Below are 24,158 nucleotides of genomic sequence, written 5' to 3' on the forward strand. Positions count from 1 at the left end.
GACCTGATGAGCACAGCCCCCGGCTAGCTGCCGCCGCGAACCGCAGGAACCAACTCCGCATCCCAAAACGCCACATCTTCGTGCATCGGCGCCAAAGTGGCGGGCAAGACTGGCGGCTGGATTCGTTCCTGCCGCTGCGCCCGCGCTACCGTGGCCACATACACGCTCGCTGCACCCGCCCTGCGCAGCGCCTGCGCGCATGCTCGAGCCGTCGCTCCTGTGGTGTAAATATCGTCAATCAGAAGAAGGTCTGCGCCCTTTATCTTTTCCGGCGCAGAAACAAAAAAAGCGCCGCGCACGTTGGCGCGGCGCTGGTGCGGGGTTAGACCCGCCTGACTTTCCGTGGCTCGACGGCGTTCGAGGACGCCCGCAGCCACGCTCAATTTCCACTCGGGGCGCGCCTGCCTGAGCGCTTTGATCGCGGCCCTGGCCAGCAATTCGGCTTGATTGAAGCTCCGCTGGCGGTGCTTGCTTCTGAAGAGCGGAACGGGAACCACGACCAGCTTCTTCGGTATTCCTTCGACTGCGGCGATCTGCCGGGCGAGCAGTTGACCCAGCGGCGCAGACACAGGTTCCATTCCGTCGTATTTCAGCAGGTGCAGCAGTTCCCGGAGCTTGTCTTGGTAAAGTCCGTGAGCAACGGCCCGCTCAAAGGGCGGCGCAGTGGTGCGGCAGAACCGGCAGAGCAAGCGGTCGGCTTCGCCAAAGTCCTGAATTCCGAGGGCTTCGCCGCAAATCGCGCAGAGAATTTCATTTTGTTCGGGGAGCTGTTGCCAGCAGGAATTGCAGACAGGGACGCGAGAGAGATGCAGGAGAGATTCGCCACAGAGGCGGCATGGAGCAGGAAAGAGGGCGCAGCCGAGACTGTCTACCGGACTTCGCAGCACGCGAGCGACCGCTCTCCATGCTGAGGTACCGGTCTGTCGAACGTCGAGCGCGTTTGCATCACGCTGACTAGGGAAGACGCACCTCTCACGGTGGTCTGAACCACCGTTGCACAGGAGTATACAGCGAAACGTTGCACAAATCCAGGTGCTTCGGTTTCGGGAGCGTGTCAGTTTGAATTCATATTTCTGAGCGGCAGACAACATACCGGCACTCAGCGGAAGCTGCAGGGAAATCAATCAGCGATTTGGTCCGTTATCGCCATTCCCAAAGCAGGCACCACCCGAACCTCGACCCGATTCGGATAATCCGGCGTTAGGTCGAGGTTGAACGGCGTAAGACTCTCAGGCCTACCTTCCGAGATTACGCAAGATCGAAACGATCAAGGTTCATCACCTTGTTCCAGGCCGCTACGAAGTCATGAACAAACTTCTCTTCCGCGTCCGAACTTCCGTAGACTTCAGCCAGGGCCCTGAGTTGGGAATTTGAACCGAAGATGAGATCGACACGTGTGCCGGTCCACTTGAGTTCACCTGTTTTGCGATCATACCCGTCAAATGCGTCCTGGGCGTCTGAGACCGGCTTCCACTCCGTGCCCATATCGAGCAGGTTGAGGAAGAAGTCATTGGTCAGTGCTTCCGGCCGTTTGGTGAAGACGCCATGCTTTGCCTGTCCGACGTTGGCACCGAGGACACGCAGGCCGCCAACGAGTACCGCCAGCTCAGGCGCGGTCAGCGTCAGCAGTTGGGCCTTATCGATCAGTAACGTCTCCGACGATACGCTGTATTTCTTTTTGAGGTAGTTGCGGAAGCCATCCGCGACCGGCTCGAGCACACCGAAAGACTCCACATCGGTCTGCTCCTGAGAAGCATCCGTGCGCCCCGGTGTAAACGGAACCGTCACATCGTGGCCGGCATTCTTCGCCGCCTGCTCAACACCGGCGCAACCCGCCAGAACAATCAGGTCAGCGAGCGAGACCTTCTTGCCGCCCTGCGTTCCGTTGAATTCGCTCTGGATACCTTCGAGCGTCTTCAACACCTTCGCGAGTCGCTCAGGCTGGTTGGCCTCCCAGTCTTTCTGCGGCGTCAGGCGAATACGGGCGCCGTTGGCGCCGCCACGCTTGTCGGAGCCACGGAAAGTGGACGCCGATGCCCAGGCGGTCGAAACCAGCTCAGAGACAGACAAGCCCGAAGCCAGAATCTTACCCTTGAGCGTGGCAATATCCTCTTCATTGATCAGCTCATGATCGACGGCGGGAATGGGATCCTGCCAGATGAGCACTTCGGCAGGGACTTCCGGGCCGAGATAGCGTGCGCGCGGACCCATGTCGCGATGCGTCAGCTTGAACCACGCACGGGCGAAGGCATCGGCGAACGCATCCGGATTCTCGTAGAAGCGCCTCGAAATTTTTTCATAGTCAGGATTGAGGCGCAGGGCGAGATCCGTGGTCAGCATCGACGGCCCGCGACGCTTTGACGGATCGTGCGGATCCGGCACGGTGCCGTTGCCTGCTTCATCTTTCGGCTTCCACTGGTTCGCTCCGGCAGGGCTTTTGGTCAGCTCCCACTCATAGCGAAACAGGTGGTCAAAGAACTCGTTGCTCCATTGTGTCGGCTTGGTCGTCCAGACGACTTCGAGGCCGCTTGTGATCGTGTCGCCACCCTTGCCAGTGCCAAAGCTGTTCTTCCAGCCGAGGCCTTGCTCCTCAATGCCGGCGGCTTCAGGTTCAGGCCCCACATTGGACGACGGGCCGGCGCCGTGAGTCTTGCCGAAGGTGTGACCGCCGGCGATCAACGCTACTGTTTCCTCGTCGTTCATGGCCATGCGGGCGAAGGTTTCGCGGATGTCGTGGGCTGCGGCAACAGGGTCCGGGTTGCCATCCGGGCCTTCCGGATTCACATAGATCAGGCCCATCTGCACCGCTGCGAGCGGATTCTCCAGATTGCGCTCGTTGGAGCCGCCGGCGGTGCGATCATGTTCGGTGCCATGCATCTCGGGGTCTGCCACGAGCACGCCGTCACCGGACTGGCCCTTGCCATAGCGAAGATCGCCGCCCAGCCACGTGGTCTCGGTGCCCCAGTAAACGTCCTCGTCGGGCTCCCACACATCTTCGCGCCCGCCGCCGAAACCAAAGGTCTTGAATCCCATCGATTCCAGGGCAACATTGCCAGTGAGGATGATCAGGTCGGCCCATGAAATTTTGTTGCCGTACTTCTGCTTCACTGGCCAGATCAGCCGGCGCGCCTTATCGAGGCTCACGTTGTCGGGCCAGCTGTTGAGAGGCGCGAAGCGCTGTTGGCCGGATCCGGCACCCCCGCGACCATCGCCCGTGCGATATGTTCCGGCGCTGTGCCACGCCATGCGAATGAATAAAGGTCCGTAGTGGCCGAAGTCTGCTGGCCACCAGTCCTGCGAGGTAGTCATCACCGCCAAAATATCTTTCTTCACGGCTGCCAGGTCGAGGCTCTTGAACGCTTCGGCATAGTTGAAGTCCTTGTCCATCGGATCGGACAGGTATGAGTGCTGGTGCAGTATCTTCAGCTTCAACTGGTTCGGCCACCAGTCACGGTTCGACGTGCCTTCACCTGCGGCGTGATGGAATGGGCACTTTGCTTCGGTTGCCATGCTTTCTCTCCTTTTGGCTGCTTGAGTCAAACTCCTGGGTCTGCTGCGGCCCGCATATAGTTTGTCTCAACCAGATGAATGTAGCATTATGAAGTCAGATAGTTCCAATACATAGATCGCATCCTGAGTATAGGTATCACCTATGGAGTTTCACCAACTTCGTTACGTCTGTGCAATCGCCGATACAGGCAGTTTCAGCCGCGCCGCAGAACGCTGCCAGGTTGCCCAGCCCTCGCTCTCGCAACAGGTCCTCAAGCTCGAGGAAGATTTAGGAACTAAGCTCTTTGACCGCCTGGGCCGCAGCGTGCGCCTCACTGAGGCCGGTCACGCCTTTCTGCCCCACGCTCGCTCCATTCTGAGTCAGATGGAGATGGCACGATCAAACGTAGCCGATAAATGCGCGGACGTTCGCGGCAGCGTAGCCGTAGGTATTATCCCGACCATTGCGCCCTACCTTATGCCGCGCTATACGACGGCCTTTGCGAAGAAATATGCGGAGGCGAAACTGCGCATCGTTGAAGATACAACGCCGGTCCTGGTCGAAAGCCTGCGGGACCTGTCGATCGATCTGGCGATTCTTGCCCTCCCTCTGCGTCACAAAGACCTGGAGCTATTTCCTCTTCGCACCGAACCGCTATTCGCCGTGCTACCCAGAAATCATCCCCTTGCCGCAGCCGAATCACTTGCCCTCAAAGATCTCCGCGGAGAGTCCTTCGTCATGCTGCGCGACGGCCACTGTTTCCGTGACCTCAGCCTCGCCGCCTGCACGCATGCCCGCGTGACGCCGCGCATCGCGTTTGAAAGCGGCCAGTTCAGCAGCCTCTTTGGAATGGTTGCCGCCGGCGTCGGCATCTCGCTCGTTCCTGAGATGGCCATAGACCGGAACGCTGGCTGCCGCTATGTACGTCTCAGCGATGCGCGAGCAACGCGCACCATCGTCGCCGCTGTTCTACGTGGACGCAGCTTCAACCGCGTCCAGCAGGCCTTTTTGTCAGGGATCAAAAACTAGGAGAGCATCGATTCGCGCGGCGGTGAAAGGTTACGTCTCAAATAACTCCAACTCGCCAATGCGCGCATTGAACGTCGAGAAATGGCCAAGCCCCAGTTCACTCCGGAATCAGGTCTATTCGGAAACTCTGGAGGCAAACTGGTTCGTGGCCCGTTTCGCGGCAACAATACTCTATTCAGCCCGCAATGCGTCTACGGGGTCGACCGTCGAGGCTCGGCGGGAGGGCAGATAGCAAGCCAGGTACGAAGTGGCGATCACGCCGACTGTGATTGCGATGTAGGTGATCGGATCGACCGGGCTTACGTTGAACAGCAGCGACGACATCAGGCGCATGGTGATGAAGGCGACGACGAGGCCGCAGGCTACTCCTATGGCTGTGAGCAACAATCCCTGGCGGACGAACAAGGCGGTCAACGCGCTGCGCTGCGCGCCGAGGGCCATGCGGATGCCGATTTCACGCGTACGCTGTGAGACGGAATATGAGATGACGCCATAAATTCCTATGATTCCGAGCAGCAGAGCCATGCCTCCGGCGACGCAGAGCATGACCAGCGTGAAAGAAGTCCGCGCCATGGATTTCGTATAAAGCTCGCCAAGAGTCGCGGGATTCGCGAGAGGCACATCCGGATCGATAGACCAGACCTGCTGCTGAATCTCTTTCATGAAGGTCTGCGAGCCCGCGCGGGGGCTGCGGATGACGAAAGCAACACCGCGCCGCAGGTCCTGTTTCTGGCCTTCGAAGTTGATTGGAAAGATGGGCCAGTAGACGGTCGAAGGCGCGGGCTTATCGACGCCGTCATCGTGCATGTCCTGGGCAACTCCGACGATCTCACGCCAGTCGTCGGTGGTTGCCACGCGAATTCTTTTGCCCAGCGCACCGTTTGCATCGTGCCAGTACTCGCGCGCGAAATTTTCGGAGATGATGGCGACCGGTCTCTTCTGATAAGTGTCTTCCCAGGTGAGATCGCGACCGGCCACAAGATGTGTTCCCAGGGTTGCGAAGAAGCCGGGCGAGATGAATTTGAAGCGGCGAATTGGAGGCAGCTCACCTTCGCCATACACATGGTCCTGGGCAAACAATACGTCGTTTGAATCGCGCCCATCCATGGGGACCGCGCTTGAGAAGCTGACGGCAGAGACGCCGGGAATTGCTGCGAGCTTGTCGAGAATATCCTGCTGCATCCGGATCACGCGCTCAGGCTGAGAGTCCGGGATTTGCGTTTCCGGAATGTAGAAACGGAAAGACTGTATGGCTTCCGGCTGAACGAAGCCTGGAGAGACGTGGATCAAGGCGCGGAATGTGCGGATCATCAGTCCGGAGCAGATCAGCAGGACCAGCGCGAGCGCTACCTGCACGACGACGAGGGCCTTGCGCGCGCGATGCCGCTCGCGGCTCTGGCTCAACGCGCGGCCGCCTTCGCGGAGGCTGCTGTTTACGCTTGCGCCGGCATATTTGAGGACAGGAATGGCTCCAATCAGGAGGCTGGTGAAAAGAGCGAGACCGAGCGTGAAGAGCAGAACGGGAATATTGATGCCGATTTCATGGATACGCGGCAGGCCAGTGGGCGCAATCGCCACGAGAAGCCGCAGTGCGCCGTAAGCGAGTGTTAGACCAAGCAGGCTGCCTGCAATGCCAAGAACGACACTTTCAAAAAGTAGATCTCCCGCAATGCGCTTCCAGTCGGCACCGAGGGCGGAGCGAACTGCCAGCTCCTGACGGCGTCCTTCGACACGTACCAGCAGCAGGTTGGCGACATTTGCGCAGGCGACCATGAGAACCAGAGCGATTGAACCCATGAGCACCCACAACACATTGCCAATGTCGCCGACAACGTCCTGCTTCAGCGGCCGAAGATTGGGCATGATGCGAGCTTTTTCAAAGATGGTGGGGCTAAACCCTTCGGGAGCAGGAAAGCTGCGCAGAACTACCGGAAGCAGTCGCGCCATGTCGGCGCTGGCTTGCGCCATAGTCACTCCGGGCTTTAAGCGGGCAAGAGCGCTCTGGCTGAAGTTGCCGAGCTTTGTCTTGCTGCGGTCCCATTGGAAAGGCAGCACCAGCGCTGCATCTTCATAGTCGAGAAAATGAAAATCTCTGGGCAGAACGCCGATGATCTCCCGCGGCTTGCCGTCCACTGTGATCGAGCGTCCGATGACGGATGATTCGCCGCCAAACTTCTTCTGCCAGTATCCATAGGAGAGCAGAACGGTCTGTGGCGCGCCGGGAGAGTCGTCCTTGCGGGTAAATAAGCGTCCCAGCGTGGGAGCGACGCCGAGAATCGGCAGCGTACCATCGGTGACATCAAGCCCTCGCAGATGTTCCGGTTCTCCAGCTCCGGTCACATCCAACGAATCGCTGTCGTAAACGCCGATGTCCTGGAGCGTGGTGTTTTGTTCGCGGTCGATAAAGTAGATCGACGGCGACATATTCAGTTCCTTGATGTTGATTCCGGGCGCGGTGTGCCAGACGCCGATCAACTGTTCAGGATGGGTATAGGGCAGCGCCTTGAGAAGAACACCATCGACGACGCTGAAGATTACGGTATTCGCGCCTACACCAATGGCGAGCGTGAGCAGCGTGATGGTGGTAAAGAGTGGCGCGCGGCTTAGCCTGCGCAGGACCTGCTTCAGTTGATCGTTGAACATTGCCATGCGACACGCCTCGCTCGATCATGCAAATTTTGCCCGGATAAGGCGCAGCTCTCCCACGCCAGGTCTAGTGATACGTCGTACGTCAGGAAATCTCCGGAAGTTCCAGAGTAGTTGTCTTAGGCAGTTAAACGGTGATCTTCTTCGTCGCAGGAGCCGCCTGCTTTCCCATCAGCGTCGAAAAGACCCCGGCAACGACTAGAAAGACGCCTACGAGTTGAAATGGAGCCAGCCGCTCGCCTGCGAGCACAGCTCCGGCAAAGAGGGCTATGACTGGATTTACATACGCATAGCTGGCGACGCGGGTTGTAGGTTCATTGGCAATAAGCCACACATAAGCGGTGAAGGCTATGATCGAGGCCGCCACCACAAGATAAGCCATGCTGCCGAGAATGAGCGGCCGAAGGAGCACGTTTGTTGGCGGCATGCGGCTTAGTTCTCCCGTCAATGCGGAGAGCACGAAGATCAGGCCGCCGCCAACGGCCATCTGCCATCCGGCATTGAGTGTCTGGGGCTTCGGCAAAGAGAGACTGCGCGACCAGAGTGTTCCACCAGCCCAGCAGAGCGTGGCAGCGATGAGAATGAGCAATGCCAAGGTTGAGATATGAGTTGACGAATGAGACGACGGCAGAGCGAGCATGGCGACTCCGACGAAGCCCAGAAAGACTCCAATGATGGAGAGCACCGAGGCTTTCTGCGATCGCAGGATCGTGAGCTCGCCGACGAATATCCAGACTGGAATCATGGCGGAGATGACAGCGGCAATCCCTGATGGCACTTGAATCTCAGCCCAGAAGAGTCCCGCATACATGCAGGTGAACATGATGAAGCCGAGCGCACCCGCGCCGAGCCATTGCCGCCACGAGCAGATGCATTCACCTCGCAGATAGCTGTAGAGGACCAGTAATAATCCAGCGAGAGCGAAACGGAAACCAGCAGCAAAGAACGGTGGCACTGCGGCAACGATTTCACGGATTGCGAGGAAGGAGCCGCCCCACAGAATGTAAATTGCAGCGTAGGCCAGCAGCTTGCGGATGGACATGGTATAGCATAACGCGCGTGTATCTCACTTTTTGAGCGGGTGCGTCATGTCTTGCGGTCGCACCCATTGATCGAACTGTTCTCCAGTAAGGAAGCCCAGCTTAAGAGCTGCTTCGCGAAGGCTGATGTCTTCGCGGTAAGCGGTGAGGGAGATTTTCGCCGCCTTCTCGTATCCGATATGCGGATTGAGGGCCGTGACGAGCATGAGCGAATTGTCTAGATTGTCCTTGATCCGTCTTTCGTCTGGTTCAATTCCTCTGGCGCAGTGCTCGGTGAAGGACCGGCAGGCATCGGCAAGGAGTTCGGCGGATGTAAGAACGTTATGCAGGATCACGGGCTTGTAGACATTGAGCTGAAAGTTTCCCTGGGAGCCGGCGAAGGCGACAGCATGATCGTTGCCAAAGACCTGCACCGCGACCATGGTGAGCGCTTCGCACTGCGTGGGATTAACCTTGCCGGGCATGATGGAAGAACCGGGTTCGTTCTCGGGGATTTTGAGCTCGCCTAAACCTGCTCGCGGGCCGCTAGCATACCAGCGGACGTCGTTAGCGATCTTCATCAGCGCGCCTGCGAGCGTACGCAGCGTTCCGCTTACTGTAACTATGCCGTCATGGGCGGCGAGTGCAGCGAATTTATTGGGAGCAGAGATGAATGGCTTACCGGTTTCTTCGGCAATGTGGTGCGATGCCACTTCGCCAAAGCGTGCATCGGCGTTGAGTCCTGTACCGACGGCTGTGCCGCCGATGGCTAATTCATAGATCAGCGGGAGCGACTTGCGAATGCCTTCGAGAGACTGTTCAAGCTGTGCCACCCAGCCAGAGATCATCTGTCCGACGGTGAGCGGAGTTGCGTCCTGAAGATGGGTTCGCCCAATCATTACGATGTCCGTGTAGACCCACGCTTTTTCATCGAGCACACTGCGGAGTTCGTCGACCGCAGGAATGAGTATGTTTTCGATCGTCTCGACGGCGGCGATGTGCATCACGGTTGGAAAGGTATCATTCGACGACTGGCTGCGGTTGACATCGTCGTTGGGATGAACCGGCTTCTTCGATCCGAGAACGCCGCCAGCGAGTTGGATTGCGCGATTGGCGATTACCTCGTTGGCATTCATATTGGTCTGCGTGCCGGAGCCGGTCTGAAAGACGACCAAGGGGAATTCGTTATCCCAGCGACCGTCGATGACTTCCTGAGAGGCGCGCGCGATCAGATCGACTTTTTCTTTCGAAAGCTGGCCTAGATCGCCATTTGCCAGCGCAGCAGATTTTTTCAGAATACCAAGCGCGCGTATGACAGAACGGCCCCAGCGGAAGCGCTCTACGCCGATGAGGAAATTGATGTGGGATCGCTGCGTCTGCGCCCCCCAAAGATGTTCGGACGGCACCTCCACATCTCCAAGAGCGTCTTCTTCGATCCGAAAGGAATGATTTGTTTCGCTGGCTGGCATGATCGTTTTCTCCGCTGCGTGCTATTCCTTGCGTTTATATAGCTGATATTTTGGTTCCCAAATATTGGCTTCGATCTCGCGGTTCAATGCGTCTTCGCCATTGATCTGCGCCTGTCCGTCTTGAATCGCCCGTTGGCCCACGGCGTGTGCGATCAAACGCCCGAGATTGCGGGCTTCAGAGAGTGGCGGAAGCAGGCTGTCTTCTTTATTGGTCTGCGTGGGGAGGTGGCGAATCAGCTCTGTTGCCGCCGCTTTCACCATGGTGTCAGTTACATGCTTCGATCTGGAGGCGATGATCCCGAGAGCCAGCCCGGGGAAGATGTAAGAGTTGTTGGTCTGCGCGATGTGGATTTTCTTTCCGCCGACTTCGACTGGATCGAAGGGGCTCCCAGTACCGACGAGTGCACGGCCTTCCGTCCAGTTGATCAGATCCTGCGGAGTAGCTTCGCTGCGAGAGGTTGGATTCGAGAGAGGGAATATCACGGGGCGAGCGCTATGCTTCGCCATCTCGCGCACGACCTGCTCAGTAAATGCGCCACCCTGACCGGAGACACCGATGAGGACCGTGGGTTTCACATTGCGGATTACGTCGAGGAGCGTAATCTCTCCATCCGATTGCCGCCAGTTTCGTACTTCCTGTTCTTTGCGCGCATAAGGCCGCTGGTCGGCTCCCACATCCTTACGATTTTCAGTGATCAGGCCGTAGAGATCGACTGCATAGAAATGGGAACGCGCCTCTTCTTCCGAGAGACCATTGTCCTGCATGAACTTTGACAGCAGGTCGGCGATGCCCAGGCCTGCGCTTCCGAAGCCGAAGACGACAATCTTCTGCTGCTCCAGTGGGTTGCCGGTTACGTTGACGGCGGAGACTAATGTTGCTGTCGCGATCGCAGCGGTGCCCTGAATATCGTCGTTGAAGGTGCAGAGCTGATTTCTATAGCGAGCGAGGAGGCGGGCTGCATTGGAACCTGCGAAGTCTTCCCATTGCAGAAGCACATGCGGCCAACGCGCTTTCACAGCGGAGACGAACATTTCAACGAAGTCGTCGTATTCCTGTCCGCGGATGCGATGGTGTCTCCATCCGATGTAGATTGGATTCTTCAATCTTTCATCGTTGTCTGTTCCTACATCGAGCAGAATCGGCAGGCAATGTTCCGGATGAATGCCTCCAAGCGCGGTGTAGAGAGCCATCTTGCCGATGGGAATCCCCATCCCTCCGGCGCCTTGATCGCCAAGGCCAAGGATGCGTTCGCCATCGCTGACGACGATGCACTTTATGTCGTCGTAGCGCCGGTGGCTGAGTATTTTCGCGATGCGGTCTCTATTGGGGTAACTGAGAAATAATCCACGCGGCTTTCTCCATATTTCGCTGAAGCGCTGACAGCCTTCGCCTACGGTTGGCGTGTAGACGAGGGGTAGCATCTTGTCGATGTTGCGCACGAGCATTGCGTAGAAGAGCGTCTCGTTCGTATCCTGCAGGTCGCGGAGAAAAGCGTATTTACTGAACGGAGTCGGCTGCTGATCGAAGGCCTGCATTCTGCGCTCGATCTGTTGCTCGAGATTTCCGACATGGGGCGGCAACAGGCCGTGGAGGGAAAACTCATCGCGCTCCTGATCGGTAAACGCTGTTCCCTTGTTCAGGCGAGGAGAATTGATCAGGTTGAAGCCGGCAAGAGATATAAAGCAGGTCTTTTCGGCTGATTCTTCCTGATCGTATGCGCTCATCATTGCTCCTCCTGTTCTGGTGGATTACATCCTCAGCGCAGAAGGTTGGTTTTGGCCAGGTCGATGACTTCGTCACCGCGTCCGCTGAGCACAGCGCGAATCATGTAGAGGCTGAAGCCCCAAGCCTGTTCGAGATTGATGGTCGGCGGCATCGAAAGTTCCTGTCGATTGACCAGGACATCGACCAGGGCAGGCCCATTGTGAGCGAGCGCGCGGGCGAAAGCCGGGCGCAGTTCTTCCGGCTTCTCGACGCGAATTCCGAGGATGCCGGCTGATTCGGCGAGCTTGGAGAAATCGGGATTGACGAGGTCTGTGCCGTAATCGACAAGTCCGGCTGCCTTCATTTCCAGTTCCACGAAGCCGAGCGAGCTGTTGTTGAAGACCACGACCTTAACCGGCAGATTGAGTTGTTTGAGCGTCAACAGATCTCCGAGCAGCATGGCAAGGCCCCCGTCTCCGGAGAGTGTGATGACCTGCCGACCTGGATGGCTCGCTTGTATTCCGATGGCCTGTGGCAGTGCGTTTGCCATGGAGCCGTGAGTGAAGGAACCAAGCAGCCTGCGCCTGCCATTCATGTGAAGATAGCGTGCAGACCACACCGTAGGCGTGCCCACGTCGCAGGTGAAGACGGCGTCTTCGGATGCAACCTCGTCGAGAATTTTTGCGACATATTGCGGATGAATGGGCGTGCGACCGGGCTCGCCTACGGCAAGATCATCAAGTCCCTGACGAGCATTCTTATAGTGATTGAGGCATGTATCGAGATACGAACGATCGGCTTTGGGATCGATGTATGGAGTTAGAGCGTCCAGAGTATCCTTCACGTTTCCGATAAGGCCAAGATCGACGGTGGTGCGCCGTCCTATCTGCTCGCCGAGCCGGTCAACCTGAATAATCTTTGCGTTCCTCGGATAGAACTGCTGATAGGGGAAGTCCGTCCCCAGCATCAGCAGCACATCGCAGTTCATCATGGCGTGATAGCCGGAAGAGAAGCCCAGCAGGCCGGTCATTCCCACGTCATAAGGATTGCCATATTCGATGAATTCCTTGCCGCGCAGCGCATGGACAATCGGCGCTTTCAATCGTTCGGCCATTGCGACGAGTTCTGTGTGAGCGCCTTCACAGCCAGCGCCGCCAAGGATGGTCACTTTGCGCGCATCGTTAAGAATCGCCGCGGCGCGCTGGATCTCATTGTCTGACGGGCGAATGACGGGTGCGGAGTCTTCGATACCGAGTGATAGTGCAGGCGATGGACATTCGCGCAGAGCAACGTCTCCAGGAAGAACAACGACGGCAACGCCACGCTTCAGGATGGCTGTACGCATGGCGATGCCGAGCACGCGCGGCATCTGATCGGGCTGCGAAACGAGCTCGCAATAATGGCTGCAGTCTTTGAAGAGAGATTCAGGATGCGTTTCCTGAAAATAGCCGCTTCCGAGTTCGTGGCTGGGAATCTGCGCGGCGATGGCGAGCACTGGCACGCGGCTGCGGTGACAGTCGAAAAGACCATTGATGAGGTGAAGATTGCCAGGGCCACAGCTGCCGGCACAGACTGCGATCTTTCCAGTGAGATGGGCTTCTGCGCCGGCAGCGAAGGCGGCTACTTCTTCATGCCTGGTGTGCAGCCAGTCAATTTCCTTACTTTTGCGGATGGTGTCGGTCAGACCATTCAGCGAATCGCCCGCCACTCCATAGACTCGTTTCACGCCCGCGTTGACGAGGGTCTCAATGAATATCTCGGCTACTTTCTTTGCCATGCCGTTCTGCTCCTTTTGTCTTTGAAACACGGGACAAACAACTGAGTGGCTGACGAGTGGATATTCCCAGTGGCTATAATTATCCCGCATTATTGGGAGCAATGATCAGCGGACTGAAGCAGGCCTCGTGATCTTAATGCCTGGGCTTTGGTCCAAGCGCTTGCAGATGTTTTAAGGTAAGCCGCGAATTTCTCACGAACGAATGCCGGCCGTTCATATTGGCAAATGTATGAATCGGACTTGTTCATAGTCCCATTCATATTTGTTTTGCGCGGATATAAGAGAGTTTAATGGCGCACAGAAATTTCGACGTATCCAGCAACAAACGTCTTGACGCGGTCGTCCGGCTGCTCGATAACTGAACCAACTCAATTTTGCACTTCGCCTTTTAGGCCTGCCGAGGTAGTTCCCAGCCTCAGGCAGAAGGCGCCCTTCTACAGTCATCGTGCGTAGTATTTTAGTACCTCGCAGCCCTATATACCGTTCCGCTTTTTTGGAGGCATTTCAAGTGGGCCATCGTCTCTCTGTCGTTTTGTCATTCTTTTTTTGCAGTCTGGTCAGCAGTTTTGCACTGCCGCCGAGCGTTCATCATCCTTTGGACGCACTTACTCCCGATGAATACTGGACGGCTTACAGAGTGCTCCGTGCCGCCGGCCATGTTGAGGAATCGACAGCGTTTGCCAGCGTACTTTTTCATGAGCCGCCCAAGGACCAGGTCCTGGCATGGAAGACGGGAGATCCGATTTCACGTAAAGCCGATGTTGTTCTTTTCGACAAGGGCCACTCTTATGCTGCGCTCGTCGATATCAGCGGCGAGAAGCTTGAAAGCTTCACCGAGTTAAAAGGTGTGCAGGCGCCTTTTACGGATGATGAGCGACATGGGGTGGAAGATGCGATCAAGCACGATCCGCGTGTTGTAGAAGCGCTGAAGAAGCGCGGCATTACTGACCTGAAAGTGGTGACCTGTTATGCCGTTCCTGCGGGCTTTGTAGATTTACCTGAGCAGAAGGACGGCAAGCGCCTGGGATGGGGCGGTTGTATGGACGCGGAAGGCGCCACCGGTATGTGGGACCGTGAAATAGGCGGAATCTTTTTTACCGTAGACATGAACGCGAAGAAAATTATCCGCTTCAACGATTATGGCGCAGTGCCTATGCCGCCGCCTTCCAATAATTATGACGCAGACGGCGGCCCTGCGCTGCCAGGTACACAGCCCATCATCGTCTCGCAGCCCGGCGGGCCAAGCTTCACCATCAAGGATGGAGAAGTGAGCTGGCAAAACTGGCGCTTCCGCTTCCGTCTCGATCCGCGTATCGGAACGGTGATCAATCTCGCGTCTATCAATGATGGCGGCAAGCTGCGTTCGGTGATGTATGAGGGCTCGCTCTCGGAGCTATACGTTCCGTACCAGGACCCGGAAGAGACGTGGAACTCGCATGTTTTCATCGATGCGGGCGAATATTTTACTTACGACGGCATCGGTACCATCAAGCCGCTACTTGCAGGCGTTGACTGCCCGTCGTATGCGAGCTTCTTCAGCGGCGTGTTTTATAACACGAGCGGCCATCCGGTTCTTCGACCGCAGATGGCATGCATGTTCGAGCGCACGATTGGCGATCCGGCGTGGCGTCATGGCGACGAGGCCGGAGTCTCCGGCAGACCGTCGCGCGAACTTGTGCTGCGCACGGTAGCAGTGGTGGGGAATTATGACTACCTGCTTGACTGGCGGTTCGAGCAGACGGGTACCATTCGCGTGGCCGTGGGCGCCACGGGAGTTCTTGAAGTAAAGCCCGTGAAAGAAAAGACTGTCGATGGTCCCATGTCCGATGACCTGATGGCAAAGGATGAAAAGGGCAATCCGGTTGAATTCGGCCAACTGGTTGCGCCGGGAGTGGATGGTGTCGATCACGATCATTTCTTCAGCTTCCGACTTGATCTCGACGTGGATGGGCCCAAGAACTCGTTCATGGCTGACAAGCTGGTGCAATACCAGCTGCCAAAGGACAATCCGAGCCCACGCCGCGTGATATGGGCGATGCAGCCGACGATGGTGAAAACAGAAGGCGATGCCATGCAGGATCTCGACCTGCATCATCCTACGATGTGGCGTTTTGTAAGCCAGGATATGCACGATCCATACGGCTATCCAACAAGCTTCGAGATCATGCCGGGAGAAACAGCAGCTTCTCTATTGCCTGATAGTGAGTGGCCGCAACGTCGCGCCGGTTTCTCATCGCATCAGCTCTGGGTCACACCATACGATCCGTCGGAGTTCTATGCTGCCGGCACCTACGTTGCGAACAGTAAAGATAAGGATGGGCTCCCCGCGTGGGTGAAGCAGAATCGCAGCATCGAAAATACCGATATCGTTGCCTGGTATACGGTTGGTTTCCACCATGTCCCGCGTCCAGAAGACTGGCCACAGATGCCTGTGATGTGGCATGACTTCGATATTCGTCCATTCCATTTCTTCCCAAAGAATCCGGGAATGGATTTACCTATGACGCCGTAACAATACGGCGTTTGAAGTGAAGTAAAGCCGCAGAGGTTCGCGGCCTCGCTCGTCATATTTTTACGAAACGGCGGTCCAGCTGAGCAGCTTGGGGCCAGTACTCTACGTGTCTCTTGAGGTGCATCATGGTGAAGCTCCTTCTATCGTTTACGCGTAATGTTGTGGCCCGGGATTATCGCCCGATTCTTTATTTAACGCTTGCAGCCAGCATGGGATCACTGCCGATACATTCACAATCTACTTTTGGCTCGATTGTCGGCACCATAAGAGATTCATCAAACGCGGTGGTAAGCGGAGCCTCGGTCAATCTAACCAACACCGAAACTGCAATCTCACGCGATACCACGACGAACCAAAGCGGAGATTACAGTTTCACAAATCTAAATCCGGGCAAATATGAGGTTCACATTGTCGCTTCGGGATTTGAAAAGGTTGAATTCTTTAATCTCGATCTGCAATCGCGAGAGACCAAGCGCGTCGATGCTGCATTAAAAATTGGAAAAGCTTCCGACACCATCACCGTGCAGGGCGCGTCGGCAGGCGTAATTACAACCGAGGTATCGAATCTTTCTGAAACGAAGACGGGGCGGGAGCTGACGGAGTTGCCCGTGGCTGTCTATTCAAGATCGACCGGCTCTACGAGCCCGATTACCACGCTGACAACCGAGCCGGGCGTTCAGATCGATGACAACTCCAACATAATGGTGGATGGGACAACGCCGGCCCTCATGTCTTACACCATCGATGGAATCAGCAGCGTATCAGTTGAAAACAGCGGTCCCATCAACGAGCTTTTTCCTTCATTCAACTCCATTTCTGAAATTCGTATCAGCGGAAGCAACAATAGCGCCGAGTTCAGCGGCGTTGCTGATGTGACTACGACGTCGAAAAGCGGGACGAATGAATTTCACGGCGGGGTTTTCGAAAACTTTGAGAATACCGTTCTCACGGCTGGCGATCCCTTCACGCACTCGACACCTAAGCTCATCATGAATGACTTTGGAGGATTTCTTGGTGGTCCGGTCAGCATTCCAAAGTTGTATAGCGGGCAGAATAAGTTCTTTTTCTTCATGAGTTATGAGGGGCTTCGTCTGCCCCGCGAAGTACCGCTTATCACCAGCGTTCCATCAGAGGACATGCGCAACGGCAACCTTGTGGATTATCTAAGTGGAACACCTATCTATTATCCCGATGGCAGTCCCATCGACCCGGCAAATGTTCCTATCTCGCAGGTTTCCGCGAATATGATGAAGTACTTTATTCCGCATGAGAATATCGGCGATCCGTCGTCTTACCAGAAAAACTATCGCGTGAATTATCCAGCGCCTATCTCCAGCGATCAGGCCGATCTTCGGTTGGACTATGTGCTGACTCCCAAGCAATCCATGTTTGCGCGAGGAACCTACAAGACGCGGTATGTGGTGACACCGCCAGATCCTAACTGCACGGGTTTTTGTGTCAACGCAGGATCGCCAATTACCGGCGCATTTGCGCAGCCGGAAACCGATCAAGGCGTGACCTTCTCGTACAACTACGCCATCACTTCTTCGCTCGTAAACGAATTGCGCGCAGGTTTTAATGGAACGCACTTTGCTACCGTGATGCAGCAGGGCACGTCCGCCGGGTACCTCGACCAATCTGGCATTGAGGGGATTCAACAGCCCGATCCCGTACCGCAGGTTCCCAACGCAATCATCACCGGTTTTATGTGGACCGGGGGTGGCAATCCCTCGGTACAGCACAGTAATATCGTGCAGCTTATTGACAACGTGACCTGGAACAAGGGAGGGCACACATTCAAATTCGGGGCCGATATCCGCCGGATGACCGATCACGATGACAACGTCTTCGGCAATCTTCAGTCGGGCTGGTACGTGTTCGACAACTCACAAACCGCCTTTACGGATGCAGGCGGAAATCCCGTAAGCATCGGCGACCCATTCACCGGATTTTTGCTCGGCTATCCTGACTACACAGTTCTTGCGGAGCAGGTGAATCACCCTGCCATGAATGGTCTCGGCTACGGCTACGGATTTTTTGCCCAGGATGATTGGAAGATCACGCCGCGGCTGACATTGAACATTGGTCTGCGCTACGAACTGCATCCGCCCCTCAAGGACACGAAATACAACACCGCTGCTTTCCTGCCCGACTACAACCAGGACGGAGTAGCGGGAGCCGTGGCCGTACCCAATGAGCAGGCCTTAGGTTATACCTCTTCGTATTTTGCTGAATCGATTTCGCCCTCTCCCATCCTCACTGCCAAGCAGGCAGGCATTCCCGAGACGCTTCGCTACACCTACAAAAAAGATTTTGGACCACGCATCGGTTTTGCCTGGCGGCCACATGGCGATGACAAGATGGTGCTGCGCGGTGGTTGGGGACGCTTTATCGAACAGCCGCTCGGCTTCTCGCTAGTCTCCGGATGGGCCGTGCATTCGAGCTTCGTCAACTACTCCTATCAAAGCGTTGATGCGAATGGGAATCCAACGATTTCGTTCCCGGCCCCTTTTTCTTCCACAATTACGTCCGGAGGGGCATCGTTTCAATATGCTTTTCCAGTTCACTATATCGATCCCTCCGTGCAGCAGTGGAATCTCACTCTGGAGCAGGACCTCGGTGCCGGCATCGGCATGCGCCTCTCCTATATCGGAAGCCACGGTGGAAATCTCGAAACCTTCGTCGATGTGAATCAGGTGCCTGCCAACACGATCGGCTGGAACTCAGCGTTTCCGCAGTACGCCCCCTTTCAAAGCTGGGGCTATATCCAGAGCGTTGTGAATGGCGCCGAGAGCAATTACAACAGCATGAGTGTGGCTGCAACCAAACGCTTCGTGAATGGACTGCAATTTCAGGCGAGTTACGTTTGGACGCGTGATTTGTCGGATGCAGGTGGATACGCGCCCTCCGGAGTTACCACCGAAGGCGGCAGCATTTCTTCTGATCGTTTTCATATCGGACGCGACTATGGCAATGCGTCTTTCGATCGACGCCATCGCTTTCTTACAACGTTTCTCTATGAGCTGCCTTTCGGTAAAGGCAAGCAGTTTTTCTATAACAGTGGATTGTTGAACGAGTTGGCCGGCGGGTGCCAGCTTGGAGGCGTAGTCGTTCTACAGAGTGGAGCCTTCCTGACTCCTTATCAAACATCGACCGATCCGGCAGGCACGAACATGCTTTCGAACGTGGGCGCCACTCGAGCCGACGTTGTACCGAACACTGCTGCTTATGTGCGCCATATGTCGACAGGCGGAGGCGATCCGGTCTATCTGAATTCGGATGCTTTCACAGATCCGCCTAATAATAGCGGCGGATTCGGCAATGCTGGCGTCGGCAACTTCGCCGGCCCTGGAACTGAAGCGGTTTCGCTTTCGCTGATCAAGAAGACCACGATTCGCGAAGGAACGGCTTTATATTTTGGCGCGGAGGCATCGAACCTCCTCAACCATCGGAACTACGATATTCCCGATATGAACGTGGACGACGGTCCCGGGGCATTTGGAGTAATCACCGCGCTTCAATCTGCGGAGGGAGCCGGCCCCCGCAACATTGAGCTGACAGCGCGAATTACTTTCTAAGCAAGCAGCGAGCAGAAATCAGTTTTTGTCGTAGTGCGGGAAGTGTTGCGATCAGGCGTGTGGCTGGCTACTGAGTCGTGGCTGCCATCCGTATGCGGCAATTGAATTACGCCAAAAGAATTTCTCCTGAGCAGTCATGGTTTTTGTGTTCATAAACTTCTGAACGAGGCCCAGCGTGTCTGCATAAGTCGCTAAATGGTCGCCGTTAGGCCAATCGCTGCCGAATAGCAGGCGATCCTCGCCGAATGTATCCCACAGCATATCCAGCTTCTCTTTGTAGAGAGCCAGATTGAGCGAGGTCTGCCCATTTAACTGCTTCGGAATTTCCGAGAGCTTAGCGAAGACATTCGGCGCACTTCGGAGGGTTTCAAGATGAGCCGCGAACGTCTTTTGAGATGAGGCATCGGCGGGTATTTGCGCATTGGGCAGATGATCGATAACGATCTTAGCTGCCGGAATTTTGTCTTTAATTCGGAAGAGAGCGGAAATCAGTTCCATGTCTGGATTCGCACTTTCAAAGACAAGATGAGTTTCGCTCAACAGCTTCAGATCTTCGAGAAATCCCGGCTTGTTCATGTCCTCCGACAAATTCCGATTCCAAAGATTGCCATAGCGAATTCCTTTAAAGAGCGGATTTGCGCTGAGGCGATCGATATTCTTTCCAAACGACACGCTGCCCGGAACCAGATCACCGATGATACCGACGATGATCGGGTCGCTCTCAGCGATTTGAAGAAGCCAATCGTTATCACTTTCCCATGGACTACATTCGATGGCAATGGCTCCGCAGATGCCTAGACCTCGAGTGACATTTTTGTAGCGACCGGGCAGCGATGGTTTATACAGAACCGTATCTGTCGCTGGCGGCCAGGGCACTCCCTGCGGCCGTGTCGGATCGAAAAGATGTATATGTGCGTCGAGGATCGGGATGTTCTTCGTTGTGTCCGCCTGCACTTGTTTTGTAAGGGCCGTCAGCAGAGTAGCTGCGGCTGATTTCAAGACATCTCTTCGCTTCAATCGATCACCTGCCGATATATGGTTTTGAAAATAGGCACCAGCCAATAATATTCAAGCCGACCCTGCGGGTCACATTGGCGAATGTGCCATTATGGTTATTGCGGTAGAGATGGCTTTTTTGGCTGAGGCTCCGAAAAGATTCTCCCATCCGTAGCTTTGCCGTTGGCCAGGAAATATCGGGCCATCGCCGCGATCGTAATCGATGATGCCGGCTCGGCTTCAGGTCATTTCAATGATGTATTTCTTTGTGCCGGCTTTTCCCGAAGCAGCAGCCATCCGTTTCATTTCTGACCGCCTGTATGAGGTGACGATTATCTAGCCGGAGAGCGCTGAAAGCCACGCCGGCTATAGGTCTGCGGCTTCCAGATCACCTTCGATCAACCGCTTTTCGGGTGAAAAGCTACGTCCCGGATTCATGATACGCGCTCATTGTGGGAAAATGGGCGAGACTAGAAATCCAGCTTTTCTGCGCCACAGAATTTTGGGGATGTGGTCATAAAGGGTGCATATCTCAATACTTCAATCACAGGGTTCACGAGTCCATATGAAGTTTTTAAAAGTAGCGTTTGCTGTTCTGACGGGCGTGTTCGTTTGCGGCGGTTCTTCTCTGGTTGCACAGAATGTCGATGCAACGATGCTGCTCAAGCCGCCTGCTGATAGCTGGCCAAGCTATCATGGTGACTATTCTGGTCGTCGCCATAGCAAGTTGGCACAGATCACTCCGCAAAACGTAGATGGACTGACACTTGGATGGGCATTCCAGACGAATCAGACAGCGACGATCAAGTCTTCGCCCATATTGGTCGATGGGGTGTTGTATTTTACCGTGCCGGATAACGTCTGGGCAGTCGATGCCCGTTCTGGCCATATGCTATGGCACTATACCTATCCGCCGAACAACGGTGACCACATCGGACAGCGCGGCGTTGCCATATACAAGGACTGGGTGTTCTTTACGTCGCCGGATGCGCACCTGATTTCGCTGAATGCGAAAGATGGAAGCGTGCGTTGGATCGTGGAGATCGCTGACGTAGAGAAGGGATACTGGGCGACCATGGCCCCCCTCGTTGTCGGCAATCACGTGATTATTGGGGTGGGCGGCGACCTCGATAACCTGCAAACCTTTATCCGATCGGTTGATCCGGAGACAGGTAAAACGCAATGGCAATGGGATGTCACTCCTCCTGCCGGCACTCCGCATACTGCGACCGGCGGCACCACGTGGATGGCCGGGACCTACGATCCTGATCTTCACCTCATTTACTGGGGAACAGGGAATCCAACGCCTGTCCTTAATGGAACCGTGCGTCCAGGAGACAATCTCTACACCTGCAGCATCGTTGCTCTCGATCCTGATACTGGAAAGCTCGTATGGGCTTTTCAGCCATCGCCGCACGATACCCACGATTGGGATGCAGTCGAAATTCCAGTGCTTGTGGATGGAGTTTTTCACGGCCAGCACCGAAAGATGCTGATGCAGGCCTCTCGGAACGGGTATTTCTTTGTGCTCGATCGCACCAATGGGAAGAGCTTGTTAACTGCGCCCTTCGGGCCGGTGAACTGGGCATCGAGTGTGGATAAGGAAGGCCGCCCCATTCCCGATCCCGCAAAAGAACCAGCGCCTGATGGCCGACTTATCGCGCCTGACGAGGGTGGCCTTACGAATTTTCGATCGCCCAGTTTTGATCCGAATACTGGCCTGTTTATTGTCGATGCTCATCCGAGCTGGAGTATCTATTTCGCCAAACCGGCTGATGGCACTTATGGATGGGCAGGTGCCGATTACGGCGTGTGGGGTAAGGGAGTCATCGAAGCTATTGACTATCAAACCGGAAAAATTCGTTGGAGCCATGAGGTAGGTCCGGGAGGAGCAGGTTCGGGAGTTTTAACGACGGATTCCGGACTGACCTTTACAGGTGACGCTCATGGAAACTTTCTGGCGCTGGATACAAATAACGGCAAAACGCTATGGCATGCGGGATCGGGAGGCAATATAGCCAGTTCTCCGATCTCTTATGAACTCGACGGAAAACAGTATGTCCTGACCAGCGGAGGCGGCGTCTTGTTCGCCTGGAGACTGCCTTAGGACAGTCTCCAGCGCTCAAATTACCAGAGACAAAGCGACTGTAAGAAGCAGAGCGACAACCGAGATAATCGTCTCGCAAACGGACCATGTTTTGATGGTTTGAGCGACGCTCATGTTGAAGTATTCTTTGACGAGCCAGAAGCCGCCATCGTTGACGTGCGAAAAAATTAAAGAGCCAGCGCCAGTTGCAATTGCCAGCAGCTCAGGATGAACTCCGGTGCTGTGCAGCGCGATAGGAGCGATGATGCCAGCGGCGGTCGTCATGGCCACCGTCGCAGATCCTGTTGCCAGTCGCATTAGTGCAGCAAGCAGCCACGCCAGCAGGAGCAGCGGGATGTGGCTGTGCAGCGCGACGACGATAATCGCCTTGGAGACGCCGCTATCCTGCAGAATGCGTCCAAACCCTCCGCCCGCGCCCACCAGAAGCGTGATGCTTGCCGTGGGAGCCAGGCATTCATTGCTGAACCGCAGAATTGTGTCACGGGTAAAGCCGCTTAATTTGCCAAGTGTGAAGAAGCTGAAGAGTACGCCGATCAGCAATGCCATATCGTCGTTGCCTATAAAGTGCAGGCTCTCATTCATCATGTTGCCCGGCCTAGATATCGCGTCTGCCCAGCTTCCGATAAGCATCAGGAGAACCGGCAAGAGGATCGTAAGCAGCGTAAGCGAGAAGGTCGGCAGCTTGCGGTTCGGATCCGGGTCTGCGAATTCCGCGGCCATCGGGTTATCTGCAGCCAGGGTGACATGCGGAGCGATGAGCTTCGCATAAAAGGGACCAGCGATGATCGCCGTAGGAAGGCCGATCAGCAACGCGTAAAAGATGGTGCGACCCACATCTGCTTTATAGATCGTTGCTGCCATCAGGGCCGCTGGATGCGGAGGCACCAATCCATGAACAACGGAAAGCCCGGCTACCATGGGCAGTCCCACCAGGATCAACGAAGTCCTGGTTCGCCGGGCTACCGTAAACGCGATTGGAATCAGCAGTACGAAGCCAACTTCAAAGAAAGCGGGCAGGCCAACTAACAGCCCGATCACAACCATGGCCCAATGAATGTTCTTCTCTCCGAAAATCCGGATGAGAGTATACGCAATTTGATCTGCACCGCCTGATTCGGCCATCATTTTGCCGAGCATGGTTCCCAGCGCCACCACGATCGCTATATGTCCCAGCGTTCCACCGACTCCGGTTTCAAACGAGTGCACGATGGTGCTGAAGGGCATTCCGGTAACAACAGCGAGCGACAGCGCAGCAAGAAACAGGCTGATGAAAGGATTCAGCTTGAAGATGGTGATCAGCAAAATCAGTCCGACAACGGAAACTGAAGCCGCGACAAGCAGAAAAATGTTGTGATGATCGATCATAGACGCACTAGTAGCGCTGCTCCAGTCACTTCTTCGTTGTGCTCAGATTAAAAATTACTCATTCGCAGACTTGTAGGCGACGCAGTCAATCTCAACTTTGCAATCTACAACCATGCTTGATACTACGCAGGCGCGGGCAGGCGGATGTTCACCGAAATATTCTTTGAAAACAGTGTTGAATGAGGAGAAGTCACGCGGATCATCAAGCCACACACCGCAACGCACTACATGCTCCGGCCCATATCCGGCCTCTTTAAGAATCGCCAGAAGATTGCGAATTGCCTGATGAGATTGAGCGACGATGTTGCCTGCGACTACTTCGCCGTTGATCATGGGAATCTGACCCGAAACATAGAGCCAGCCATTGGCTTCTACTGCTCGCGCAAATGGAAGATGCTGCCCGCCTGTACCTTTGCCGCCTTCTACGCCATACCGCTTAATGCTCATCCGCTGCTCCTCACCTTA

General features: G+C 55.6%; 14 protein-coding genes. 4 read left to right on the plus strand and 10 right to left on the minus strand.

The annotated features are described in order from the left end of the window. Positions 1-23 precede the first annotated feature (23 nt). On the minus strand, positions 24-887 hold the full coding sequence (locus GSQ86_RS16355; RefSeq protein ID WP_158751002.1) for a ComF family protein: 864 nt from the start codon (positions 885-887) through the stop codon (positions 24-26). A 361-nt stretch (positions 888-1,248) separates the two neighbouring features. Continuing rightward, a complete protein-coding gene (gene katG, locus GSQ86_RS16360) occupies positions 1,249-3,510 on the minus strand; it encodes a catalase/peroxidase HPI (RefSeq protein WP_158751003.1) in 2,262 nt (753 codons plus the stop codon). A gap of 142 nt (positions 3,511-3,652) precedes the next feature. Between katG and GSQ86_RS16365 the strand changes: the two genes are divergently transcribed. Beyond that, positions 3,653-4,519 carry a LysR family transcriptional regulator gene (locus tag GSQ86_RS16365; protein WP_158751004.1) on the plus strand — a complete coding sequence of 289 codons (867 nt, stop codon included), beginning with the start codon at positions 3,653-3,655 and terminating at the stop codon, positions 4,517-4,519. A gap of 171 nt (positions 4,520-4,690) precedes the next feature. On the opposite strand, the gene GSQ86_RS16370 is transcribed toward GSQ86_RS16365, so the two are convergent. From GSQ86_RS16370 to poxB, 5 genes are all read right to left on the minus strand, one after another. Continuing rightward, positions 4,691-7,168 (minus strand): ABC transporter permease, encoded by a 2,478-nt coding sequence (locus GSQ86_RS16370; RefSeq protein WP_158751005.1) that lies wholly within the window; start codon positions 7,166-7,168, stop codon positions 4,691-4,693. A 124-nt stretch (positions 7,169-7,292) separates the two neighbouring features. Further along, the gene (locus GSQ86_RS16375; RefSeq protein ID WP_158751006.1) at positions 7,293-8,207 is read right to left on the minus strand and encodes an EamA family transporter; all 915 of its coding nucleotides are present in this window, start codon (positions 8,205-8,207) and stop codon (positions 7,293-7,295) included. A 24-nt stretch (positions 8,208-8,231) separates the two neighbouring features. Then, complete coding sequence (gene fumC / locus GSQ86_RS16380) at positions 8,232-9,653, minus strand: class II fumarate hydratase (RefSeq protein ID WP_158751007.1); 1,422 nt, start codon at positions 9,651-9,653, stop codon at positions 8,232-8,234. A gap of 21 nt (positions 9,654-9,674) precedes the next feature. After that, the gene (locus GSQ86_RS16385; protein ID WP_158751008.1) at positions 9,675-11,381 is read right to left on the minus strand and encodes an NAD-dependent malic enzyme; all 1,707 of its coding nucleotides are present in this window, start codon (positions 11,379-11,381) and stop codon (positions 9,675-9,677) included. A gap of 29 nt (positions 11,382-11,410) precedes the next feature. Next, the gene (gene poxB / locus GSQ86_RS16390; protein WP_158751009.1) at positions 11,411-13,135 is read right to left on the minus strand and encodes a ubiquinone-dependent pyruvate dehydrogenase; all 1,725 of its coding nucleotides are present in this window, start codon (positions 13,133-13,135) and stop codon (positions 11,411-11,413) included. 508 nt (positions 13,136-13,643) lie between these two features. On the opposite strand from poxB, the gene GSQ86_RS16395 reads away from it, so the two are divergent. Both GSQ86_RS16395 and GSQ86_RS16400 read left to right on the plus strand, forming a co-directional pair. Continuing rightward, positions 13,644-15,647: a hypothetical protein gene (locus tag GSQ86_RS16395; RefSeq protein WP_158751010.1), complete on the plus strand. Its 2,004-nt coding sequence runs from the start codon at positions 13,644-13,646 to the stop codon at positions 15,645-15,647. 125 nt (positions 15,648-15,772) lie between these two features. Next, positions 15,773-19,225, plus strand: a complete 3,453-nt coding sequence (locus tag GSQ86_RS16400; protein ID WP_158751011.1) for a TonB-dependent receptor — start codon at positions 15,773-15,775, stop codon at positions 19,223-19,225. 51 nt (positions 19,226-19,276) lie between these two features. Here GSQ86_RS16400 and GSQ86_RS16405 read toward each other — a convergent pair whose 3' ends face one another. Continuing rightward, a complete protein-coding gene (locus tag GSQ86_RS16405; RefSeq protein ID WP_158751012.1) occupies positions 19,277-20,224 on the minus strand; it encodes an amidohydrolase in 948 nt (315 codons plus the stop codon). A gap of 562 nt (positions 20,225-20,786) precedes the next feature. Here GSQ86_RS16405 and GSQ86_RS16410 point away from each other — a divergent pair. Next, positions 20,787-22,328 (plus strand): acido-empty-quinoprotein group A, encoded by a 1,542-nt coding sequence (locus GSQ86_RS16410; RefSeq protein WP_158751013.1) that lies wholly within the window; start codon positions 20,787-20,789, stop codon positions 22,326-22,328. A 15-nt stretch (positions 22,329-22,343) separates the two neighbouring features. Here GSQ86_RS16410 and GSQ86_RS16415 read toward each other — a convergent pair whose 3' ends face one another. Next, positions 22,344-23,693, minus strand: coding sequence for a gluconate:H+ symporter (locus GSQ86_RS16415; protein ID WP_158751014.1), 1,350 nt, complete (start codon positions 23,691-23,693; stop codon positions 22,344-22,346). A gap of 54 nt (positions 23,694-23,747) precedes the next feature. Next, positions 23,748-24,140 carry a RidA family protein gene (locus tag GSQ86_RS16420; RefSeq protein ID WP_158751015.1) on the minus strand — a complete coding sequence of 131 codons (393 nt, stop codon included), beginning with the start codon at positions 24,138-24,140 and terminating at the stop codon, positions 23,748-23,750. Between the last annotated feature and the right edge of the window lie 18 nt (positions 24,141-24,158).

Origin of the sequence: Acidobacterium sp. S8 (assembly GCF_009765985.1) — a bacterium.
GTDB lineage: Bacteria > Acidobacteriota > Terriglobia > Terriglobales > Acidobacteriaceae > Alloacidobacterium.

Coding starts and splice junctions, on each gene's coding strand:
- katG (WP_158751003.1), bottom strand. CDS start 3,510: ATGGCAACCGAAGCAAAGTGCCCATTCCATCACGCCGCAGGTGAAGGC.
- GSQ86_RS16365 (WP_158751004.1), top strand. CDS start 3,653: ATGGAGTTTCACCAACTTCGTTACGTCTGTGCAATCGCCGATACAGGC.
- GSQ86_RS16370 (WP_158751005.1), bottom strand. CDS start 7,168: ATGGCAATGTTCAACGATCAACTGAAGCAGGTCCTGCGCAGGCTAAGC.
- GSQ86_RS16375 (WP_158751006.1), bottom strand. CDS start 8,207: ATGTCCATCCGCAAGCTGCTGGCCTACGCTGCAATTTACATTCTGTGG.
- fumC (WP_158751007.1), bottom strand. CDS start 9,653: ATGCCAGCCAGCGAAACAAATCATTCCTTTCGGATCGAAGAAGACGCT.
- GSQ86_RS16385 (WP_158751008.1), bottom strand. CDS start 11,381: ATGATGAGCGCATACGATCAGGAAGAATCAGCCGAAAAGACCTGCTTT.
- poxB (WP_158751009.1), bottom strand. CDS start 13,135: ATGGCAAAGAAAGTAGCCGAGATATTCATTGAGACCCTCGTCAACGCG.
- GSQ86_RS16400 (WP_158751011.1), top strand. CDS start 15,773: ATGGTGAAGCTCCTTCTATCGTTTACGCGTAATGTTGTGGCCCGGGAT.
- GSQ86_RS16410 (WP_158751013.1), top strand. CDS start 20,787: ATGAAGTTTTTAAAAGTAGCGTTTGCTGTTCTGACGGGCGTGTTCGTT.
- GSQ86_RS16415 (WP_158751014.1), bottom strand. CDS start 23,693: ATGATCGATCATCACAACATTTTTCTGCTTGTCGCGGCTTCAGTTTCC.
- GSQ86_RS16420 (WP_158751015.1), bottom strand. CDS start 24,140: ATGAGCATTAAGCGGTATGGCGTAGAAGGCGGCAAAGGTACAGGCGGG.